This is a genomic window from Mesorhizobium sp. M0618, from assembly GCF_040320765.1.
GTDB lineage: Bacteria > Pseudomonadota > Alphaproteobacteria > Rhizobiales > Rhizobiaceae > Mesorhizobium.
Window position 1 is genome coordinate 1 of sequence record NZ_JAMYQH010000054.1, and the last position, 21,333, is coordinate 21,333.

17 protein-coding genes, 1 tRNA gene and 1 pseudogene are annotated in these 21,333 nt (G+C 62.0%); 2 read left to right on the forward strand and 17 right to left on the reverse strand.

Annotation, left to right across the window (positions count from 1 at the left end):
* From NKJ04_RS32645 to rpsL, 4 genes are all read right to left on the reverse strand, one after another.
* Positions 1–91 (reverse strand): GTP-binding protein (locus NKJ04_RS32645; RefSeq protein ID WP_032908143.1); only part of this gene is annotated, 91 nt, incomplete at its 3' end.
* Between the two features lie 98 nt (positions 92–189).
* Complete coding sequence (gene fusA, locus NKJ04_RS32650; protein ID WP_023762913.1) at positions 190–2,280, reverse strand: elongation factor G; 2,091 nt, start codon at positions 2,278–2,280, stop codon at positions 190–192.
* 29 nt (positions 2,281–2,309) lie between these two features.
* Entirely contained in the window at positions 2,310–2,780 is a 471-nt protein-coding gene (gene rpsG, locus NKJ04_RS32655; RefSeq protein WP_008875664.1) for a 30S ribosomal protein S7, read from the reverse strand.
* 76 nt (positions 2,781–2,856) lie between these two features.
* On the reverse strand, positions 2,857–3,228 hold the full coding sequence (rpsL, locus tag NKJ04_RS32660; RefSeq protein WP_006333356.1) for a 30S ribosomal protein S12: 372 nt from the start codon (positions 3,226–3,228) through the stop codon (positions 2,857–2,859).
* A 497-nt stretch (positions 3,229–3,725) separates the two neighbouring features.
* Here rpsL and NKJ04_RS32665 point away from each other — a divergent pair, with 497 nt between their 5' ends.
* Positions 3,726–4,007 (forward strand): transcriptional regulator, encoded by a 282-nt coding sequence (locus NKJ04_RS32665; protein ID WP_013531420.1) that lies wholly within the window; start codon positions 3,726–3,728, stop codon positions 4,005–4,007.
* Between the two features lie 186 nt (positions 4,008–4,193).
* Positions 4,194–5,120 (forward strand): Gfo/Idh/MocA family protein, encoded by a 927-nt coding sequence (locus tag NKJ04_RS32670; RefSeq protein ID WP_128305931.1) that lies wholly within the window; start codon positions 4,194–4,196, stop codon positions 5,118–5,120.
* A 307-nt stretch (positions 5,121–5,427) separates the two neighbouring features.
* Here the strand turns inward: NKJ04_RS32670 and NKJ04_RS32675 are convergent, their stop codons facing one another.
* The 13 genes and pseudogenes from NKJ04_RS32675 to NKJ04_RS32735 form a co-directional block, all read right to left on the reverse strand.
* Positions 5,428–6,093, reverse strand: coding sequence for an O-methyltransferase (locus NKJ04_RS32675; protein ID WP_352679953.1), 666 nt, complete (start codon positions 6,091–6,093; stop codon positions 5,428–5,430).
* A gap of 81 nt (positions 6,094–6,174) precedes the next feature.
* Positions 6,175–10,371 carry a DNA-directed RNA polymerase subunit beta' gene (gene rpoC, locus NKJ04_RS32680; protein ID WP_024505639.1) on the reverse strand — a complete coding sequence of 1,399 codons (4,197 nt, stop codon included), beginning with the start codon at positions 10,369–10,371 and terminating at the stop codon, positions 6,175–6,177.
* A 132-nt stretch (positions 10,372–10,503) separates the two neighbouring features.
* Entirely contained in the window at positions 10,504–14,640 is a 4,137-nt protein-coding gene (gene rpoB / locus NKJ04_RS32685) for a DNA-directed RNA polymerase subunit beta (RefSeq protein WP_023814288.1), read from the reverse strand.
* Positions 14,641–14,891: 251 nt separating this feature from the next.
* Complete coding sequence (rplL, locus tag NKJ04_RS32690; RefSeq protein ID WP_027038853.1) at positions 14,892–15,269, reverse strand: 50S ribosomal protein L7/L12; 378 nt, start codon at positions 15,267–15,269, stop codon at positions 14,892–14,894.
* 54 nt (positions 15,270–15,323) lie between these two features.
* Positions 15,324–15,842, reverse strand: coding sequence for a 50S ribosomal protein L10 (gene rplJ / locus NKJ04_RS32695; RefSeq protein ID WP_013531412.1), 519 nt, complete (start codon positions 15,840–15,842; stop codon positions 15,324–15,326).
* A 395-nt stretch (positions 15,843–16,237) separates the two neighbouring features.
* The gene (rplA, locus tag NKJ04_RS32700; protein ID WP_127295767.1) at positions 16,238–16,936 is read right to left on the reverse strand and encodes a 50S ribosomal protein L1; all 699 of its coding nucleotides are present in this window, start codon (positions 16,934–16,936) and stop codon (positions 16,238–16,240) included.
* A 4-nt stretch (positions 16,937–16,940) separates the two neighbouring features.
* Complete coding sequence (rplK, locus tag NKJ04_RS32705; protein ID WP_013531410.1) at positions 16,941–17,369, reverse strand: 50S ribosomal protein L11; 429 nt, start codon at positions 17,367–17,369, stop codon at positions 16,941–16,943.
* 158 nt (positions 17,370–17,527) lie between these two features.
* The gene (nusG, locus tag NKJ04_RS32710) at positions 17,528–18,055 is read right to left on the reverse strand and encodes a transcription termination/antitermination protein NusG (RefSeq protein WP_013531409.1); all 528 of its coding nucleotides are present in this window, start codon (positions 18,053–18,055) and stop codon (positions 17,528–17,530) included.
* Positions 18,056–18,082: 27 nt separating this feature from the next.
* Positions 18,083–18,286, reverse strand: coding sequence for a preprotein translocase subunit SecE (gene secE / locus NKJ04_RS32715; RefSeq protein ID WP_013531408.1), 204 nt, complete (start codon positions 18,284–18,286; stop codon positions 18,083–18,085).
* Positions 18,287–18,649: 363 nt separating this feature from the next.
* Positions 18,650–18,725 (reverse strand) — tRNA-Trp (locus NKJ04_RS32720).
* A 136-nt stretch (positions 18,726–18,861) separates the two neighbouring features.
* Positions 18,862–19,348, reverse strand: a pseudogene (locus NKJ04_RS32725) (group II truncated hemoglobin).
* 101 nt (positions 19,349–19,449) lie between these two features.
* Positions 19,450–21,087 (reverse strand): COG3904 family protein, encoded by a 1,638-nt coding sequence (locus NKJ04_RS32730; protein ID WP_352679958.1) that lies wholly within the window; start codon positions 21,085–21,087, stop codon positions 19,450–19,452.
* A 154-nt stretch (positions 21,088–21,241) separates the two neighbouring features.
* Positions 21,242–21,333 (reverse strand): EF-Tu C-terminal domain-related protein (locus tag NKJ04_RS32735; RefSeq protein WP_023785181.1); only part of this gene is annotated, 92 nt, incomplete at its 5' end.

Genomic DNA, 21,333 nt, shown 5'->3' on the forward strand with positions numbered 1-21,333 from the left:
CCGCCGTCAGCGACGTCTTGCCATGGTCGACGTGGCCAATCGTGCCGATGTTCACGTGAGGCTTGTTACGCTCGAATTTACCTTTGGCCATAATCGTTCTCCGTCTATTCTACCCGCTAAGGGGATATTGTTATTCGCTCTTCAGATCCGGCACCGCGCAAGGAGCGCGACCCGGTGGCTAAGAAACCCTTAGGCGTATTTCTTCTGGACTTCCTGAGCCACTGCGGTCGGAACCGGCTCATAGTGATCGAACTGCATGGTGTAGGCCGCACGGCCCTGGCTCATCGAGCGCAGGTTGTCGACATACTTGAACATGTTGGCGAGCGGCACCATCGCGTTGATGACGACGGCCACGCCGCGCGCTTCCTGGCCCTGGATCTGGCCACGACGACCGTTCAGATCGCCGATGACGCTGCCGACGTAATCTTCCGGCGTCACCACTTCGACCTTCATGATCGGCTCCAACAGCTGCACGCCAAGCTTGGGTGCGGCTTCACGGAAGCAGGCGCGGCCGGCGATTTCGAAGGCCAGAACGCTGGAGTCGACATCGTGGTAAGCGCCGTCGATCAGGGTCGCCTTGACGCCGATCATCGGGAAGCCCGCGAACGGACCCGAGGTCATGACGCTGTTGATGCCCTTTTCGACACCCGGGATGTATTCCTTCGGCACGGCGCCGCCGACGATCTTGGTCTCGAACTCGAACTCGCTGCTGTCCGGGTTCGGCTCGAAGACGATCTTGACGCGAGCGAACTGACCGGTACCGCCGGTCTGCTTCTTATGCGTGTAATCCTGCTCGTGCCTGCGGGTGATGGTCTCGCGATAAGCCACCTGCGGTGCGCCGACATTGGCCTCGACCTTGAACTCGCGACGCATGCGGTCGACGATGATGTCCAGGTGAAGTTCGCCCATGCCGGAAATGATGGTCTGGCCGCTTTCCTCGTCGGTCTTGACGCGGAAGGACGGATCCTCGGCGGCCAGGCGGTGAAGGGCGAGGCCCATCTTTTCCTGGTCGTTCTTGGTCTTCGGCTCGATGGCGATCTGGATGACCGGATCGGGGAATTCCATGCGCTCGAGAATGACCGGATGCAGCGGATCGCTCAGCGTGTCACCGGTGGTCGTGTCCTTGAGACCGGCAAGAGCAACGATGTCGCCTGCAAAAGCCTCTTCGACGTCGGCGCGCGAGTTCGCATGCATCTGCAGCATGCGGCCGATGCGCTCTTTCTTGCCCTTCACGGTGTTGTCGACCGAGATGCCCTTGGTGAGCTTGCCCGAATAGATGCGGGCAAAGGTCAGCGAACCGACGAACGGGTCGTTCATGATCTTGAAGGCGAGCATCGACAGCGGCTCGTTGTCGTCGGCATGACGCTCGATCTCCGCGTCGGTCTTGGCATCGACGCCCTTGATGGCGGGAACATCGGCCGGCGACGGCAGATATTCGACGACGGCGTCGAGCAGCGGCTGCACGCCCTTGTTCTTGAAGGCCGAGCCACAGAACATCGGGTAGAACTTGACCGCGATGGTGCCCTTGCGGATCAGCGCGCGGATCTCGTCATTCGACGGCATCTTGCCTTCGAGGTAATTCTCAAGCGCCGTCTCGTCCATTTCGACGGCGGCCTCGATCATCTTCTCGCGGTATTCTTCGGCACGAGCCTTGAGATCGTCCGGGATCTCGACGACATCCCAGGCAGCGCCCAGCGTCTCGTCGCGCCAGACCAGCGCGTTCATCTCGACGAGGTCGACGACGCCCTTGAACTCGGTCTCGGCGCCGATCGGCAGCTGCATGACAACGGCATGCGCGCCGAGGCGCGAACCGATCATCTCGACCGAGCGATAGAAGTCGGCACCGATCTTGTCCATCTTGTTGCAGAAGATCATGCGCGGAACGCGATACTTGTCGGCCTGGCGCCAGACGGTCTCGGTCTGCGGCTCAACGCCGGCATTGGCATCGAGCAGCGCAATGGCGCCGTCGAGAACGCGCAGCGAACGCTCAACTTCGATGGTGAAGTCGACGTGGCCGGGAGTGTCGATGATGTTGAAGCGGTGCATCTTGCCGTCACGAGCCTTCCAGAAGGTCGTGGTCGCGGCGGACGTGATGGTGATGCCGCGCTCCTGCTCCTGCTCCATCCAATCCATGGTGGCAGCGCCGTCGTGGACTTCGCCGATCTTGTGCGACTTGCCCGTGTAGTAGAGGACGCGCTCGGTGGTCGTCGTCTTGCCGGCGTCAATATGCGCCATGATACCGAAATTGCGGTAGTCTTCGATTTTGTATTCGCGGGCCATCGTAGCTGCCTCTCAGTCTCGTTCGCGCTTTACCAGCGGTAGTGCGCGAAAGCGCGGTTGGCTTCAGCCATCTTGTGGGTGTCTTCACGCTTCTTGACAGCCGTGCCGCGGTTGTTGGCCGCATCCATCAGCTCGCCGGAGAGGCGGTCGACCATCGTGGTCTCGTTGCGATTGCGGGCCGCCGCGATCAGCCAGCGAATGGCCAATGCCTGGCGGCGCTCGGGGCGCACGTCGACCGGAACCTGGTAGGTGGCGCCACCGACACGACGCGAACGCACTTCAACATGCGGCGCGACATTGTCGAGCGCCTGATGGAAGACGGTGACCGGCTCCTGCTTGGTCTTCGACTGAACCTGGTCGAGCGCGCCGTAGACGATGGTCTCGGCGACCGACTTCTTGCCGTCATACATAACGGCGTTCATGAACTTGGTGACGATCAGATCGCCGAACTTCGGGTCCGGATTGATCTCACGCTTTTCTGCACTGTGACGACGCGACATGGCTTTTGTCTCTCAATCTCATAGCCCGACGCACTCAAGCAGCGCCAAGGCCGGAAAATCTTACTTCGGACGCCCCTTACTTCGGACGCTTGGCGCCGTACTTCGAACGGCGCTGCTTGCGGTTCTTCACACCCTGCGTGTCGAGCACGCCGCGGATGATGTGGTAGCGAACGCCCGGAAGATCCTTGACGCGGCCGCCGCGGATCATGACCACGGAGTGCTCCTGAAGGTTGTGGCCTTCGCCGGGGATGTACCCGATCACTTCAAAACCATTGGTCAGGCGGATCTTGGCCACCTTGCGCAGCGCCGAGTTCGGCTTCTTCGGCGTCGTTGTATAGACGCGCGTGCAGACGCCCCGCTTCTGCGGGTTCTGCTGCATGGCCGGGACCTTGTTGCGCTTCACCGGCGCAATGCGCGGCTTGCGGATCAGCTGGTTGACGGTAGGCATTAAACCCTCTTGTCTCTCAATTCCGTGTCTCGCCCGGTCAGGGCCGCTCAAAGCGTCATTTCCATACGCAAATTCGGGCCATAAACCGCGCCTCGCGGTCTTGCCCGAACAAAAGGCAGAGGAAGCGGAAGCCGCTTCGTGCACGCCGGAAATGTCTTTTCGCTCGTAAAACGAACCCTGTTTGAGGCAAACTCCAAAGCGTGTCGCTTCGGAAGGGAGAGCCTCACATCGGTTCTGACTGGGCGGCTTCTACTCGTAAGACCGCGGACCGTCAAGCCCGGAGCACCAAATATTGCACGCCGACCAAGGCTTGGCAGCCATGCGAAAACCGCATGTAATTTTCTTTCGCATTTTTGCAAGAGCGAGGAAGAAAGTGACAAGCCTTCAGGCAAAGTGAATGGGTTTGCGCTGTTGCGCGGCCTTGCTTCATGCGAAAAGGCCGCATGAGCAGTCAAAACCCCCTCGCCCGCCCACCCGCTGCCAAGAGGAATCGGCCCGTGAACGACAACGAAGAACGCCCGGTCACCATCATCACCGGCCGGGTGTGGAAGAAAAAAGGCGGCAAACCGGAAGGCGTCCACGTCATGCTGGTTGCGCCCGACGACGATTCGGCGGTGCGCCGGGCACTCGAATCGCTTGCCGCCGAAGGGTACGCCGAGGCGGAGCTCGACCAGATCGGTGACATGGACGGCATCCCCGACGAAGAGCCGCATATCTCCGCCTTCCAGGGCGCGCTCGAAGGCGAAGTGTCGATCGTTACCTTCGACGTGCCGATCTGACCCCGACCTCCCGGTCCAGCTTTCGAATCGGCTACCGAGACGAATCGGCGACCGAGGCCTTCCCAGCCGACAAAAATGTGCACACTGCCGCTCGAGGAAGGCTGAGCTTGCCTGCTCGGCTTCGGCTTGCCCGGGGCAAGTGTTCTGATAAGAAACCATCACCATCATCAAACAGACGGAGCGGCCGTGTCCCAGCCCATCAAGATAGGCATCGTCGGCGTCGGCAAGATCGTCCGCGACCAGCACCTGCCGGCCCTGGCGAAGGACCAGGACTATCGCCTCATCGCGGCCGCCAGCCGTCACGGCAAGGTGGATGACATCGCGAATTTTCCTGACATCGAAGCCATGCTCGACGCGGTGCCCGAACTCGAGGCCGTATCGCTCTGCATGCCGCCGCAGTTCCGCTACGACGCGGCGCGGACAGCGCTGATAGCAAAGAAACATGTCTTCCTGGAGAAGCCGCCTGGCGCCACTGTCAGCGAGGTCGAGGACCTCAAGACATTGGCGTCGCAGAACGGCGTCTCGCTGTTCGCCAGCTGGCACTCGCGCTATGCGCCGGCGGTCGAGGCCGCGCGCGCATTTCTCGACACGACCAAGATCAAGTCGGCCGCCATCAACTGGAAGGAAGATGTGCGCCGCTGGCACCCGAACCAGGAATGGATCTGGGCGCCCGGCGGTTTTGGCGTCTTCGATCCCGGCATCAACGCGCTGTCGATTGCCACCCACATCCTGCCGGCGATGTTCATCACCTCGGCGGTGCTGGATTTTCCCGAAAACCGCGCCTCCCCGGTTGCCGCGCGCGTCGCCTTCCGCACCTCGAATGGATTGCCGGTGACGATGGATCTCGACTGGCTGCAGACCGGCCCGCAAAGCTGGGACATCCTGGCCGAGACCGACAAGGGTGCCATGGTGCTGTCGGGCGGCGGGTCGAAGCTCGCCATCGACGGCAAGGTAGTTCATGACGAGCCGGAGGCCGAGTACCCGATGCTCTACAAGCGCTTCGCCGAGATCGTGCGTGCCGGGACCTCAGATGTCGACCTCGCGCCCCTGCAGCATGTCGCCGACGCCTTCATGCTCGGCAAGCGCAACGTGGTCGAGGCGTTCTTCGATTGACTTATGCACGCGACGGGATCGCGGACCTGGCGTGAATGCACGCCCGGCACCAAAGGGTCGACCCCCACTCCGTCTCGGCTACGCCGAGCCACCTCTCCCCCGATCAACGGGGGAGAGGAAGGGGCGCGAACCTATTGCCGCCAACGCTCGTCCAACGCGGCTTCCTTTCCCTCCGGAGGGGGGAAAGGTGGCGCTGCGAAGCAGCGACGGATTGGGGGAAGCCGGTCGTCAAACGAGCAGCAGATGACAGCTGAGCACGACCGACTTGGCCTCATATCAACGTCATTCAGACAATCATGGTGTGGTCTCACTCCACGATCGCAATGGCAAAGCCGTCATAGCCCTTGGCGCCAACGGTCTGGATGGCGGTGCCGTCCAGACGCTTCTCGCTGCCGATGAACGAGAATGCGGCGCGTGCCCCTTCGACATTGGCGTCGCGGCCATCTTCATTCACCACGGCACCGTCGCGTATGACATTGTCGCAGACGATGACGGTTCCGGGCCGCGACAACCGCATGGCCCAGGACAGGTAGTGCGGATTGTTCGGCTTGTCGGCATCGATGAAGATGAAGTCGAATGGCCCGGCATTCTCGGCGCCAAGTGCTGCAAGTGACTGAAGGGCAGGCCCGACCCGCAGTTCCACCCGCTCCGAGACGCCTGCCCGCTCGAAATTCGATCGCGCGACGCTGGCGTGATGCGGATCGAGTTCAAGCGTCACGATCTTGCCGTCGGCAGGCAGTGCGCGCGCCATCCAGATGGTCGAATAGCCACCCAGCGTGCCGATTTCGAGAACCTTCTTGGCTCCCCGCATCCGCGCAAGAAGGGAAAGCAACTTGCCCTGCGCCGGCGACACGTCGATCGCCGGCAGGCCCTGATCGTGGTTGGTCGCCAGAACGGCATCAAGCACGGGGTCCGCCTCAAACAGGGAACCGACGATGTAGTCGTCGACTGCCGCCCAGCTTCTTTTGCTCATCGTTTTCTTCTCCGATCCAATTGGAGACCTAAACGCGAAAAGGGGCCATTCGGCCCCTTTTCCTCTTCTCTTTCCGTCCGCTTACTGCGCGGCGGTTGTCATGTCAGCCAGCATCGGCTCGGCGACTTCCACACCCGAGGCCTTGCGGCGCTCGTCGATGATCAGTTCGTCGCGCGAGGTGGCGATCCGCCGGATCTGGCTCATCGTGCCGCCGGTGCCGGCCGGGATCAACCGGCCGACGATGACGTTTTCCTTCAGTCCCTGCAGCATGTCGGTCTTGCCGGCAACAGCAGCTTCCGTCAGCACTCGGGTCGTCTCCTGGAAGGAGGCGGCCGAGATGAAGGACGGCGTCTGCAGCGATGCCTTGGTGATGCCGAGCAGCACCGGCAGGCCTTCGGCCGGCTTCTTGCCGTCCTCGACCAGACGCTCGTTGACCTCTTCCAGTTCGATCACGTCGACATGATCGCCCGGGATGTAGGTCGAGTCGCCCTGCACCGTGATCTCGACCTTCTGCAGCATCTGGCGAACGATCACCTCGATGTGCTTGTCGTTGATCGACACGCCCTGCAGACGATAGACTTCCTGGATCTCGTTGACGAGATAGGAAGCAAGTGCCTCCACGCCCTTGATCGCCAGGATGTCGTGCGGCGCCGGATTGCCGTCGAGGATGTAGTCGCCCTTCTCGATGACGTCGCCGTCCTGGAGATGGAAAGGCTTGCCCTTCGGGATCAGGTATTCGACCGGCTCAAGCGTCGAGTCATGCGGCTCGATGATGATGCGACGCTTGTTCTTGTAGTCGCGGCCGAAGCGGATCGTGCCGTCGATCTCGGCGATGATGGCGTGATCCTTCGGACGACGTGCCTCGAACAGTTCGGCAACACGCGGCAGACCGCCGGTGATGTCCTTGGTCTTGGCGCTTTCCATCGGAATACGCGCCAGCACGTCGCCGGGACGAACCTGCGAGCCCGGCTCGACCGAAAGAATGGCCTCGACCGAGAGCAGGAAGCGCGCGTCGCCGCCCTTCGACAGCTTGCCGACCTTGCCCTTGGCGTCCTGGATCGCAATCGCCGGCTTCAGGTCGTTGCCGCGTGGCGTCGAGCGCCAGTCGATGACCTCACGCTTGGTGATGCCGGTCGACTCGTCGGCCGTTTCCTGAACGGAAATGCCGTCGACCAGATCCTCGTACGACACCCTGCCCTCGATTTCGGTGAGGACTGGACGGGTGTAGGGATCCCACTCGGCGATACGCTGGCCGCGCTTCACCTTGTCACCATCGTCCACGAAGATGCGCGAACCATAGGTGAGGCGGTGCGAGGCGCGCTCCTTGCCGGCTTCGTCGAGGATCAGCACCGCCATGTTGCGGCCCATGACCATCTGCTGGCCGTCGGAGTTGCGCACCACGTTGCGGTTGCGGATCTCGACCTTGCCCTCATACGAGGCTTCAAGGAACGAGCTGTCCACCACCTGCGCGGTACCGCCCATGTGGAAGGTACGCATGGTGAGCTGCGTGCCCGGCTCGCCGATCGACTGCGCCGCGATGACGCCGACAGCTTCACCCTGGTTGACCGGGGTGCCGCGGGCCAGATCGCGACCGTAGCAGACCGCGCAGACGCCAACCCTGACTTCGCAAGTCAGTGCCGAGCGGATGCGGACCGACTGGACGCCGGCCTTTTCGATCTGTTCCACGTCACGCTCGTCCATCAGCGTTCCGGCCTTGACCAGGATCTCGCCCGACACCGGATGGGTGATGTCGTCGAGCGACGTACGGCCCAGCACGCGCTGGCCGACCGAAGCGACGACCTGACCGGCATCGACGATCGGCTGCATGGTGAGGCCCTTGTCGGTGCCGCAGTCGACGGAGTTGACGATGCAATCCTGCGCCACGTCGACCAGACGACGGGTGAGGTAACCCGAGTTCGCCGTCTTCAAGGCGGTGTCGGCCAGACCCTTGCGGGCGCCGTGGGTCGAGTTGAAGTACTCGAGCACGGTCAGGCCTTCCTTGAAGTTCGAGATGATCGGCGTTTCGATGATTTCACCCGACGGCTTGGCCATAAGGCCGCGCATGCCGGCAAGCTGACGCATCTGGGTGGGCGAGCCACGCGCACCGGAGTGCGACATCATGTAGATCGAGTTCATCGGCTTCTGACGGCCATTGTCCTCGAACTCGACCGCCTTGATGCGGGCCATCATCTCGTCGGCGACCTTTTCCGAGCACTTGGCCCAGGCGTCGACGACCTTGTTGTACTTCTCGCCCTGCGTGATCAGACCGTCATTGTACTGCTGCTCGTATTCCTTGGCCAAAGCCTCGGTGTCGGAGACCAGCTTGATCTTGGCATCCGGGATCAGCATGTCGTCCTTGCCGAACGAAATGCCGGCACGGCAGGCATGGCTGAAGCCGAGCGCCATGATGCGATCGCAGAAAATGACCGTCTCCTTCTGACCGCAATGGCGGTAGACGGTGTCGATCATCTTGGAGATGTTCTTCTTGGTCATCTCCTGGTTGGCGGTCTCGTAAGGCACGTTGACGTTCTTCGGCAGAAGCTCGCCGATGATCATGCGGCCAGGCGTGGTGTCATGGATCTTCGACACCACCTTGCCTTCGGCGTCGACCGTGCGGAAACGACCCTTGATCTTGGAGTGCAGCGTCACGGCCTTGGTCTCGAGCGCGTGCTGGAGTTCGCCCATGTCGGCAAACACCATGCCCTCGCCCGGCTCGTTCTGGTTGACGATCGAGAGATAGTAGAGACCCAGAACCATGTCCTGCGACGGCACGATGATCGGCGCGCCGGAAGCCGGGTGCAGGATGTTGTTGGTCGACATCATCAGCACGCGGGCTTCAAGCTGCGCTTCCAGCGACAGCGGCACGTGAACGGCCATCTGGTCGCCGTCGAAGTCGGCGTTGAAGGCCGTGCAGACCAGCGGGTGCAACTGGATCGCCTTGCCCTCGATCAGGATCGGCTCGAACGCCTGGATGCCGAGACGGTGCAGCGTCGGCGCACGGTTCAGCAGCACCGGATGCTCGCGGATGACCTCGTCGAGGATATCCCAGACTTCCGGACGCTCCTTTTCGACCAGCTTCTTCGCCTGCTTGACGGTCGAGGAGTAACCCTTGGCGTCGAGACGGGCGTAGATGAAGGGCTTGAACAGTTCGAGCGCCATCTTCTTGGGCAGGCCGCACTGGTGCAGCTTGAGCTCCGGACCGGTCACGATGACCGAGCGGCCGGAATAGTCGACGCGCTTGCCGAGCAGGTTCTGACGGAACCGGCCCTGCTTGCCCTTGAGCATGTCGGACAGCGACTTCAGCGGACGCTTGTTGGCGCCGGTGATGACGCGGCCGCGGCGGCCATTGTCGAACAGCGCATCGACGGCTTCCTGCAGCATGCGCTTTTCATTGCGCACGATGATGCCGGGAGCGCGCAGCTCGATCAGCCGCTTCAGACGGTTGTTGCGGTTGATGACGCGGCGATAGAGGTCGTTCAGATCCGACGTGGCGAAGCGGCCACCGTCCAGCGGGACGAGCGGGCGCAAGTCAGGCGGGATCACCGGAACCACCTTCATGATCATCCATTCCGGACGGTTGCCGGATTCCATGAAGTTCTCGACGACCTTGAGCCGCTTCAGATACTTCTTCTGCTTCAGCTCGGAGGTGGTCGAAGCCAGTTCCGAACGCAGGTCACCGGCGATCTTCTCCAGGTCCATGCCGGCCAGAAGGTCGTGAATGGCCTCGGCGCCGATCATGGCGGTGAACGAATCCTCGCCATACTCGTCGACGGCGATCATGTACTCTTCCTCGCTGAGCAGCTGGTGCTCCTTCAGCGCGGTGAGGCCAGGTTCGGTGACGATGTAGTTCTCGAAGTAGAGGACGCGCTCGATGTCCTTCAGGGTCATGTCGAGCAGCGTGCCGATGCGCGACGGCAGCGACTTCAGGAACCAGATATGGGCGACCGGTGCCGCCAGCTCGATATGGCCCATGCGCTCGCGGCGAACGCGCGACAGCGTGACTTCAACGCCGCACTTCTCGCAGATGACGCCCTTGTACTTCATGCGCTTGTACTTGCCGCACAGGCACTCATAGTCCTTGATCGGGCCAAAAATGCGCGCGCAGAACAGACCGTCACGCTCCGGCTTGAAGGTGCGGTAGTTGATGGTCTCCGGCTTCTTGATCTCGCCGAAAGACCAGGACAGAATCTTCTCAGGGCTGGCAAGCGATATCCGGATGGAATCGAACACCTGCGCAGGCGCCTGCGGATTGAAGAGATTCATGACCTCTTGGTTCATGCCGTTCTCCTTTTCGGGATCCTCGAAGACCCCTTGCATCTAGTCGCGAGCCAAACGCCCGCCGTCGTGTGTCGGCCACCGGCCGAAGAATTTGGTGCGCTCGGTCGCGATTTCCGCGACCGAGCGTCTTGTTTACTCGGCCGCGTCGGGCAGCCGGACAGGGTTGTCGTCGAGCTTGGTGTTCTCCAGCTCGACATTGAGGCCGAGAGACCGCATTTCCTTGACGAGAACGTTGAAGCTCTCGGGGATGCCGGCCTCGAAGGTGTCGTCGCCACGGACGATCGCCTCGTAGACCTTGGTACGGCCGGCGACGTCGTCGGACTTCACCGTCAGCATTTCCTGCAGCGTGTAGGCGGCGCCGTATGCTTCGAGCGCCCAGACTTCCATCTCGCCGAAGCGCTGGCCACCGAACTGCGCCTTGCCGCCCAGCGGCTGCTGCGTGACGAGCGAGTACGGACCGATCGAACGCGCGTGGATCTTGTCGTCCACGAGATGGTGAAGCTTGAGCATATATATGTAGCCCATCGTCACCTTGCGATCGAACGGCTCGCCCGTGCGTCCGTCATAGAGCTGCGACTGACCGCTGGTGTGCAGGCCCGCCTGCTCCAGCATGATGTTGATGTCAGCCTCATGCGCGCCGTCGAACACCGGGGTCGCGATCGAGACGCCGCGGCGCATCTGCTCGCTGAGGCGAACGATGCTCTCGTCGTCATAGTCACGAACCGGCTCGTTGCGGTCGTTGGCCGGGATGAAGCTCTCGAGCGTCTTGCGCAGCGGCTTGATGTCGCCGGCTGCCTTGTACGTGTCGATCAGCTCGCCGATCTTCCTGCCCATGCCCGCGCATGCCCAGCCCAGATGCGTTTCCAGGATCTGGCCGACATTCATGCGGCTCGGCACACCCAGCGGGTTGAGCACGATATCGGCATGCGTGCCGTCCTCGAGGAAAGGCATGTCCTCGACCGGAACGATCCGCGACACGACACCCTTGTTGCCGTGACGGCCGGCCATCTTGTCGCCGGGCTGCATCTTGCGCTTCACGGCCACGAAGACCTTGACCATCTTCATGACGCCCGGAGGCATTTCGTCGCCGCGCTGGACCTTCTCGACCTTGTCCATGAAACGCTGTTCGAGCGCCTTCTTGGAATCGTCGTACTGGCCACGCAGGGCTTCCAGTTCGCTCTGGAGCTTTTCGTTCTCCACGGCAAACTGCCACCACTGCGAACGCGGATACTCGTCGAGCGTATCCTTGGACAGCGTCGAGCCCTTCTTGAAGCCCTTCGGTCCGGCGATCGCTTCCTTGCCGACGAGCACGTCGGAAAGACGCGCGTAGACGTTACGGTCCAGAATGGCCTGCTCGTCGTCGCGGTCCTTGGCGAGGCGTTCGATCTCCTCGCGCTCGATCGCCATGGCGCGCTCGTCCTTCTCCACACCGTGGCGATTGAAGACGCGCACCTCGACGACGGTGCCGAAAGTGCCAGGAGGCATGCGCATCGAGGTGTCGCGCACATCGGATGCCTTTTCGCCGAAGATGGCGCGCAGAAGCTTCTCTTCCGGCGTCATTGGGCTTTCGCCCTTCGGCGTGATCTTGCCGACCAGGATGTCGCCCGGCTGAACTTCCGCACCGATGTAGACGATGCCGGCTTCGTCGAGGTTCTTCAGCGCTTCTTCCGAGACGTTCGGAATGTCGCGCGTGATTTCCTCCGGCCCGAGCTTGGTATCGCGCGCCATGACCTCAAACTCCTCGATATGGATCGAGGTGAAGACGTCATCGGCCACGATGCGTTCGGACAGGAGGATCGAGTCCTCGTAGTTGTAGCCATTCCACGGCATGAACGCGACCAGCACGTTGCGGCCGAGCGCCAGATCACCGAGCTCGGTCGACGGACCGTCGGCGATGATGTCGCCCTTGTTGACGAGGTCACCCATGCGAACCAGCGGACGCTGGTTGATGCAGGTGTTCTGGTTCGAACGCTGGAACTTCATCAACCGGTAGATATCGACGCCGGACTTGCCCGGATCGAGATCTTCGGTGGCGCGGATAACGATACGCGTCGCGTCCACCTGGTCGACGATGCCGCCGCGGCGGGCGCCGATGGCGGCGCCCGAGTCACGGGCGACGATCGGCTCCATGCCGGTGCCGACGAACGGCGCCTCGGCGCGCACCAGAGGCACGGCCTGACGCTGCATGTTCGAGCCCATCAGAGCGCGGTTGGCGTCGTCGTTTTCCAGGAACGGGATCAGGGCCGCGGCCACCGACACCATCTGCTTGGGCGACACGTCCATCAGATCGACGTTTTCGCGCGGCGCCATCATCACTTCGCCGGCACTGCGGCAAATGACGAATTCGTCGACGAAACCACCGTTCTTGTCGAGCTCGGCGTTGGCCTGCGCGACGTGGTGCTTGGCCTCTTCCATCGCCGAGAGATAGACGACGTCATTGGTCAGCTTGCCGTCGACGATCTTGCGGTACGGGCTCTCGATGAAGCCGTACTTGTTGACGCGTGCGAAGGTGGCCAGCGAGTTGATCAGACCGATATTCGGGCCTTCCGGCGTCTCGATCGGGCAGATGCGGCCGTAATGCGTCGGGTGCACGTCGCGCACCTCGAAGCCGGCGCGCTCGCGGGTCAGACCGCCCGGTCCAAGCGCCGAAAGGCGGCGCTTGTGGGTGATCTCCGACAGCGGGTTGGTCTGATCCATGAACTGCGACAGCTGCGAGGAACCGAAGAACTCGCGCACGGCGGCAGCCGCCGGCTTGGCGTTGATCAGGTCCTGCGGCATGACCGTGTCGATCTCGATCGAGGACATACGCTCCTTGATCGCGCGCTCCATGCGCAGCAGGCCGACTCGGTACTGGTTTTCCATCAGCTCGCCGACCGAACGCACGCGGCGGTTGCCGAGATTGTCGATGTCGTCGATCTCGCCCTTGCCGTCGCGCAGTTCGACCAGCGTCCTGACCACGGCCAGGATGTCGTCCTTGCGCAGCACTCGCACGGTGTCCTCGGCCTTGAGTTCGAGGCGCATGTTCATCTTGACGCGGCCGACGGCTGACAGATCGTAGCGCTCACTGTCGAAGAACAGCGAGTTGAACATGGCTTCGGCGGTTTCGAGCGTCGGCGGCTCGCCGGGGCGCATGACACGATAGATGTCGAACAGCGCGTCCTGGCGGCTCTCGTTCTTGTCGACGTTGAGCGTGTTGCGGATATAGGCGCCGACATTGACGTGGTCGATGTCGAGAACCTTGATCTCGTCTTCGCCGGTGCCGAGCAGAACCTTCAGCGTCTTCTCGTCGATCTCGTCCCCGGCTTCGAGGAATATCTCGCCGGTGGCGTAGTTGACGATGTCCTCGGCCAGGTAGTTGCCGAGCAGATCCTCGTCGGTCGCCTTGATCGCCTTCAGACCCTTTTCGCCAAGCGCCCGAGCCTGACGTGCCGTGATCTTCTTGCCGGCTTCGACGACGACTTCGCCGGTATCGGCATCGACCAGGTCGCCGACGGCCTTGAGGCCGCGGAAACGCTCGACGTTGAACGGAATGCGCCAATGGTCGCCGGCGCGCTTGTAGGTGATCTTGTTGTAGAAGGTCGACAGGATCTCTTCGCCGTCCATGCCGAGCGCCATCAGCAGCGACGTCACCGGAATCTTGCGGCGACGATCGATGCGGGCGTGCACGACGTCCTTGGAATCGAACTCGATATCGAGCCACGAGCCGCGATAGGGGATGACGCGCGCGGCAAACAGAAGCTTGCCCGACGAGTGCGACTTGCCCTTGTCATGGTCGAAGAAAACGCCCGGCGAACGGTGCATCTGCGAAACGATCACGCGCTCGGTGCCGTTGACGATGAAGGTGCCGTTCAGCGTCATGAGCGGCATGTCGCCCATGTAGACGTCCTGCTCCTTGATGTCCTTGATGGACTTGGCGCCGGTATCCTCGTCGATATCGAACACGATGAGGCGCAGCGTCACCTTGAGCGGCGCGGCATAGGTGAGGTCGCGCTGACGGCATTCGTCAACGTCGAATTTCGGTCCTTCGAACTCGTACTTCACGAACTCCAGCATCGAGGAGCCGGAAAAATCGGAGATCGGGAAGACCGACTTGAAAACGGCCTGCAGTCCCTCGTCCGGACGCCCACCCTTGGGCTCCGCCACCATCAGGAACTGGTCATAGGATGCCTTCTGAACCTCGATCAGGTTCGGCATCTCCGCAACTTCCGGAATCTTTCCGAAGAACTTGCGTACGCGTCTGCGGCCATTGAAAGTCTGGGTCTGGGCCATCGTCGCTCCTTAGCTCTAAACTCGGGACGAGCCTCGCCGCGGCTCGCCTTGCATGCTGGGCCACCTTGGCGGCAACCCTCTGTCTGTTTTCCCGGCGCCTGTCGGCGGCCGGTTAGAACGGGAGAAAACCCGTTTCCTGAAGGCCGGTTTTCGGCCCTCAGGAAAGAGGTTCTCGCAGATCTCGCGTTACGCGCTCTCCCTTCGGGCGAAGGGAGTGGCGGACGGCGCGAGGCCGCCCGCCGCTTTTACGCTTACTTCAGTTCGACCTTGGCGCCGGCTGCTTCCAGCTGAGCCTTGAACTTGTCAGCGTCGGCCTTGGAAACGGCTTCCTTGACCGGCTTCGGAGCCGCTTCGACCAGATCCTTGGCTTCCTTGAGGCCAAGACCGGTGATGGCGCGGACTTCCTTGATGACGTTGATCTTCTGAGCGCCTGCCTCGGTGAGGACGACGTCGAATTCCGTCTTTTCCTCGACCGGAGCAGCTGCGGCCGCACCACCGCCAGCGGCGGCAACAGCCACCGGAGCAGCGGCGGAAACGCCCCACTTTTCTTCCAGAAGCTTCGACAGCTCGGCCGCCTCGAGGACGGTCAGCTTCGAAAGGTCGTCTACGATCTTTGCGAGATCAGCCATTGTTGTGTTCCTTCATAAGGTTCGAACGTGTGTTTGTGATAGCGAGGAACGGCCTCATGCCGCCTCGTCCTTCCGGGCGTAAGCGCCGATGACGCGCGCGACCGAGGCCGCTGGCGCATTGACGATCTGGGCGATCCGGGTTGCCGGCGTGGCGATCATGCCAACCAGCCTGGCGCGCAGCTCATCGAGCGACGGAAGTGTGGCGAGTGCCTTCACACCGTCGGCATTGAGCGAGGTGGTGCCCATTGCGCCGCCGAGAATGACGAGCTTGTCATTTCCCTTGGCGAAATCGGACGCGACCTTCGGCGCCGCAATCGGATCCTCCGAATAAGCAATCAGCGTCTGTCCCTTGAACAGCTCGATGATCGATGCGGAGTCCGTGCCCTGAAGAGCGATTTTGGCGAGACGGTTCTTCGCGACTTTGACGGTGCCACCGGCGGCGCGCATTTTCGACCGAAGGTCGTTCATTTGCGCGACGGTGATACCGGCGTAGTGGGCCACGACCACTGAACCTGCGTTCGAGAACGCACCGTTCAGGCCCGTGACGAGTTCGCGTTTTTCCGCTCTGTCCACTGCCTATCTCCAGTTGACCCCAATCCTGTTAACGGGAACATCCCATTGACGAGGACAGGCGTCGGGTTGCCTTTTGTCGGCCGGGCCATCCAGTAACGGATCTCCCGAACGACGCTCGAGGATCCTGCCCCCTTTCGCCACATCGACAGTCAAGCCGGCGATGCGCAGACAAAAGGCAAACACGGTTCGAACCTTTCATTGGAGCAATCGCTCCGTTGTCCGGTCTTCACCCGTCTCATGCAGGCCCAAATCGAATTAAGGCTTCTGGGCCGCCTGCAATCTCGGACAGGATGTCCGGAAGCCTTTCGACTTCCGGTACCGGGCCGCCAACTAGGTCGGAGGCCCGGAATTCTTTGCAGATCAGCCGTTTACCGGCCGATCTCGATCAAAACTTATCAGGACGCCACGAGTGTCGAGACGTCGAGCTTGAGGCCCGGGCCCATCGTCGAGGTGACAGACACCTTCTTGACGTAGTTGCCCTTGGCGCCAGTCGGCTTTGCCTTGGTCACCGCATCGGCGAAGGCGCGGATGTTCTCTTCCAGGGCCTTGACGTCGAACGAGACCTTGCCGACGCCGGCATGGACGATGCCAGCCTTCTCGACACGGAACTCGACGGCGCCGCCCTTGGATGCCTTGACGGCGGCGGCAACGTCGGTGGTGACGGTGCCGACCTTCGGGTTCGGCATCATGCCGCGCGGGCCGAGCACTTTGCCCAGACGGCCGACCAGCGGCATCATGTCCGGCGTGGCGATGCAGCGATCGAAATCGATCGTGCCCTTCTGGACGATGTCGACCAGATCCTCGGCACCAACGATGTCGGCGCCGGCGGCGCGGGCTTCGTCTGCCTTGTCGCCACGGGCGAACACGGCGACACGCACCGAGCGGCCGGTGCCGTTCGGCAGGTTGACCACGCCGCGGACCATCTGGTCGGCATGGCGCGGGTCGACGCCGAGGTTCATGGCGACTTCGATGGTCTCATCGAACTTCACCGAGGAACGGTCCTTGAGCAACTTCAGCGCATCGCCCAAGGCATAAGCCTTGTTGGGATCGATGCCTTCGCGGGTCTTCGATACGCGCTTTGCAATCTTTGCCATGATCTTAGCCCACCACTTCCAGACCCATCGAGCGGGCGGAGCCCTCGACCATGCGCATGGCCGCTTCGACGTCGTTTGCGTTCAGGTCTTTCATCTTCGCGGTGGCAATCTCGCGGACCTTGTCACGCGAAACCGTACCGGCCTTGACCTTGCCCGGCTCCTTGGAACCAGACGTCAGGTTCGCCGCCTTCTTCAGGAAGTAGCTCACCGGCGCCGTCTTCATGACGAAGGTGAAGGACTTGTCCTGATAGTAGGTGATGACGACCGGAACCGGCGATCCCTTTTCCATTTCCTGGGTCTGCGCGTTGAACGCCTTGCAGAATTCCATGATGTTGATGCCACGCTGACCAAGCGCCGGGCCGATCGGGGGAGACGGCGTAGCCGATCCCGCTTTCACCTGGAGCTTGAGCTGGCCTGCAATTTTCTTAGCCATCTCTTTTCCTGCCTTTGTCTATGCCGGTCACGCCGGCGGTTGCAGTCTGGTGGTGCGATCCATGCGGCCGGCTAAAGCCGCATTCGTCTCCCACCGTTCTCAGGCCGCGCTTCCGCGCCGCCTCCCCTGATCGCCAAACCGGCGTCAGGGATTTCGGATCAGCCCTTTTCGACCTGTCCGAATTCCAGATCGACCGGCACGGCGCGCCCGAAGATCGAAACTTCCACCTTGAGCCGCGCCCGCTCCTCGTCCACTTCCTGGACGAAACCGTTGAACGACGCGAAGGGACCGTCCGAAACGCGGATCGCTTCGCCGATCTCGAACGTGACCGAGGGCTTGGGCCGCTCGACGCCTTCCTGCACCTGGTTCAGGATGCGCTGCGCTTCCGCCTCGGTGATCGGCACCGGCTTGGAGTCGCCCAGAAAGCCGGTGACCTTCGGTGTGTTCTTGACCAGCGAGAACACCGCATCGGTCAGATTGGCCTTCAGGAGCACGTAGCCCGGGAAGAACTTGCGCTCGGCATCGACCTTGCGGCCGCGGCGAACTTCGACGACCTTCTCGGTCGGAACCACGATCTGGTGGATGTCGGCGGACAGGCCCTTCTGCTTGGCCTTGTTCTCGATATCCTCGGCGACCTTCTTTTCAAAGTTCGAATAGGCGTGGACGATGTACCAGCGCGCGGTCATTTCAAGACTTCTCCGTAATCGCCGGACTTAGCGTCCGATGCCCAGAATCTGTTCGACCGCGAGGCCCATGAGCTGATCGGCGGTGAAGAAAAAGATCATCGCGATCACTGCGAAGGCCAGAACCATCACCGTCGAGATCATCGTTTCGCGCCGCGACGGCCAAGTCACCTTGGCGGTCTCCGCGCGGACCTGCTGGAGAAAGACGAAAGGATTTGTGGTTTTCGAAGCCATATGCCGCTCTGTCTTCAAGACCCGTTGGCCGGGTCTCCTGGATGATCCCGCTGGCCGGGACGTGCCGCCTGAGCGAATTTCGCGCCGAATCAGCGCAATCATTTCGCCCATGCAAATCAGACGCGTAAAGCCGGTTTCCCAGCTCCACGCGTCGCGTGTCTGTTTCGTCTACATAAAACCGATTCTTGATCCACGCAAGTGGCAAGTCTCCGCTTTATGACCAAACACCGCCTCGGAACCATCCAGTCGTTCCGTCCCGGCTATGGCGCTCTTATGCCCCAATCGACCTTATATGGCAAGCGGGTCGCCGATTTTCAAAGGCCAGACCATGGAAATATCGTTTTGAAACGCCATTTTGGGAAATGGCACGGGCAGCAGGGCTCGAACCTACGACCTGCGGTTTTGGAGACCGCCGCTCTACCAACTGAGCTATGCCCGTATCGTGCGCATGTCGGCGCAGACGGCGCTTCCTAAAAGCTTCCGCACGCTCTGTAAAGAGCGGTTCGCAAGCAAACGTGCCTTAATCCCCTGCGCCAGAATCGGGACAGCTGACGACCAGCCCGTTCGGCGGGAAGTTACTTTGGCTCCTGTGGCCGATAGGGGCCGCCCGGCACGCCCCAGCCCCAGGCCGGCAACGGTTCCGTTTCGGGATCGCATGTCTCGCCGAGGTTGGAGTTCGTCTTGGCCAGACGCGATCCCCATTCGACATAGCCCATGAAGGCCGAACGGAATTCGGGATCGTCAGGCAGGCCGACCGCGTCGGCTGCATCGGCCAGGAGGCTGATCCAGCGCCGGCGCTGCTCCTCGCTCAGATGCTTGCCCAGATGGTGCATGACCATCTCGCGGTGGCCGCCGAACTGCTCGCTGTAGGTTTTCGGTCCGCCGAAAACCTCGCCGATGAAGGCCGCGACATGGGCGGGATGATCCGGCGACATGGTCTTGAACACCGGTCCGACGATCGGGTCCTGCGCCACCTTGTCATAGATAGAAAGTCTGGGTCAGCCGGTTCAGGGCCTCGCTGCCGCCGGCCCATTCGTAGAGTGTCGGGATGTCCTGGCTCATTCTCGATCCTCCGCCTGCCTGGCGCCGCCAGCAGCGACGATAGCGGAACAATCGGAAGTGTCTCAACCTGCCTCTATGGCCAGTTCCGGCTCCGCCGCACACTACAATTTGGCCGGCGCGTCGGCCTCGGCATTGGCGGAAGGCCGGATCCGGCAATTCTCGGGTCTTGGCACCGCCTCGCAAATGGTGGCACCGGTCAGCGCGTCGACCGATTGCAGGCCGGTCGTCAGGCCGACCTTCAGCATCATGCCGGGTTCCAGCCGGCGCTCGACCGAGCGCCGCTCGATCGCCGCGAACAGGGCGGGACCGATCGCCATCTCCTCGAGATAGGCCTTGACCATCTGCTTTTGCCCCATCGGGTAGAGGCTAAGTCGCGCCTGGGGACCGACAAGCCGCCTGATGCCGCCGGCAAGCATGAGCGCGCAGGCCGAATCGCACTCCACGCCCGCATCGATGCTCAGCCCGGCATAGGCGCCCTCGTTGGCCAGGCAATTCCACGCTGCCGGGTCACAGCCGACGAAATCGGTGCGGCCAACGGCGACGTCTAGCTTCTTTTCATGGATAAGCCGTCCCGCCGCCAAGGCGCTGAACAGGTCGCCTCCCCTCGAGCTGATCACGACAGGAAGTTGCCGTTTGCCGAGCGTGGCGAGCAATTGGCGCAGCTTCTGCGGGGTCTGGGGGGTGATCGCGCCTTCCGCCGAGATCCATTCCGGGCAGTCTGGATTGCAGAGCGGATTGGTGCCGCGAACGACGACGAAGCGCATGTCTTCATCGCGCCGCGCCGCCTCGGGTTCGATCGCTAGCGTTGGCTTGGCCGCGGTCGCCGTCAGGCCATCAGGCTTGTTCCCCGGCACCTCCCGGCAATTCGCGGCCAGGCGGCCGGACTCGCACAGGCTTGCCGCGGTCAGCAGGCCAACAGCGTCCGTACTGGTGACCAGCTTCATTGCCAGCATGTCGTCGAGGGCGATCTGGTGGATTTCGCTGGCCGGGGTGCCCTTCATCGTTTCGAGCATGCTTTGTTCGATGCCCATCTGGTCCAGGTAGGCCGCCAGCTTTTTCTCCACCGCCTTGCTCATCTCGTAGGTCTTGTAGCTGCCGGCGTTCTTGCGGCTGACGATCTTTGTGTTGAGGATCTTCTTCTTGCCCCCCACGACGCGATAGGTGGTCCGGTATTGCAATTTCGTACGGATGTAGGTCGTGGTGATCTGATGGACGCCGAGATAGGCCCATTCGCCGGCCACCCGCCTGATACCGCCGGCAAACATCAGAGGACAGGCGGAATTGCACATGGCGCCATCGTCGATGACATCGCCGAAGTAGCGGGCGTCACGGCCCTGGCACCCCTTCGCACCGGGCTGGCAGCTGGAAAACACCGTCTTGCCGATGGCGATATCGAGCTTGTTCTTGCGGATCAGCCGGCCAAGCGTCAGCGCCGCCTCGACATTGCCGCCGGGAGAATCCACGACAACAGGCAGTTTCCGGCCGCCAAGCGTCTTCAGCATGCGTTTGAAGAGCGCCGGAGTTCCGGCTTCTATCGAGCCCTCGGCCGATATCCATTCCGGGCAGATCGGCTCGCACCCCGGTGCATCGCTGCGGACAATGCCGAACCGCATCGTCGGCCCAAGATCCGGCGCCGCATCCGCCGCAACGGCTACGGAACCCGTGACGAGCAGTGCGAGCAGGCAGGTCAGAGCCAGCGGCCACAATGCCCGACGATGGAAAAACCGCCTTGGAACCATTTGGAAAAAGCCCCTCGATGCAACCTATACTAGTCGAGGCCCGGAGCCTTGCAACAGGGTTCGGCCGACAGGGCCGCAACCGATAGCCCCGCAAAAGAAAAGGGCGGCCCGAAGACCGCCCTTTTCTTGTCGATCCGGCGAATGCCGGGCTCGACTATTCCTTGATGGTGACGACGATGCCGGCACCGACGGTGCGGCCGCCTTCACGGATGGCGAAGCGCAGCTTCTCTTCCATGGCGATCGGCA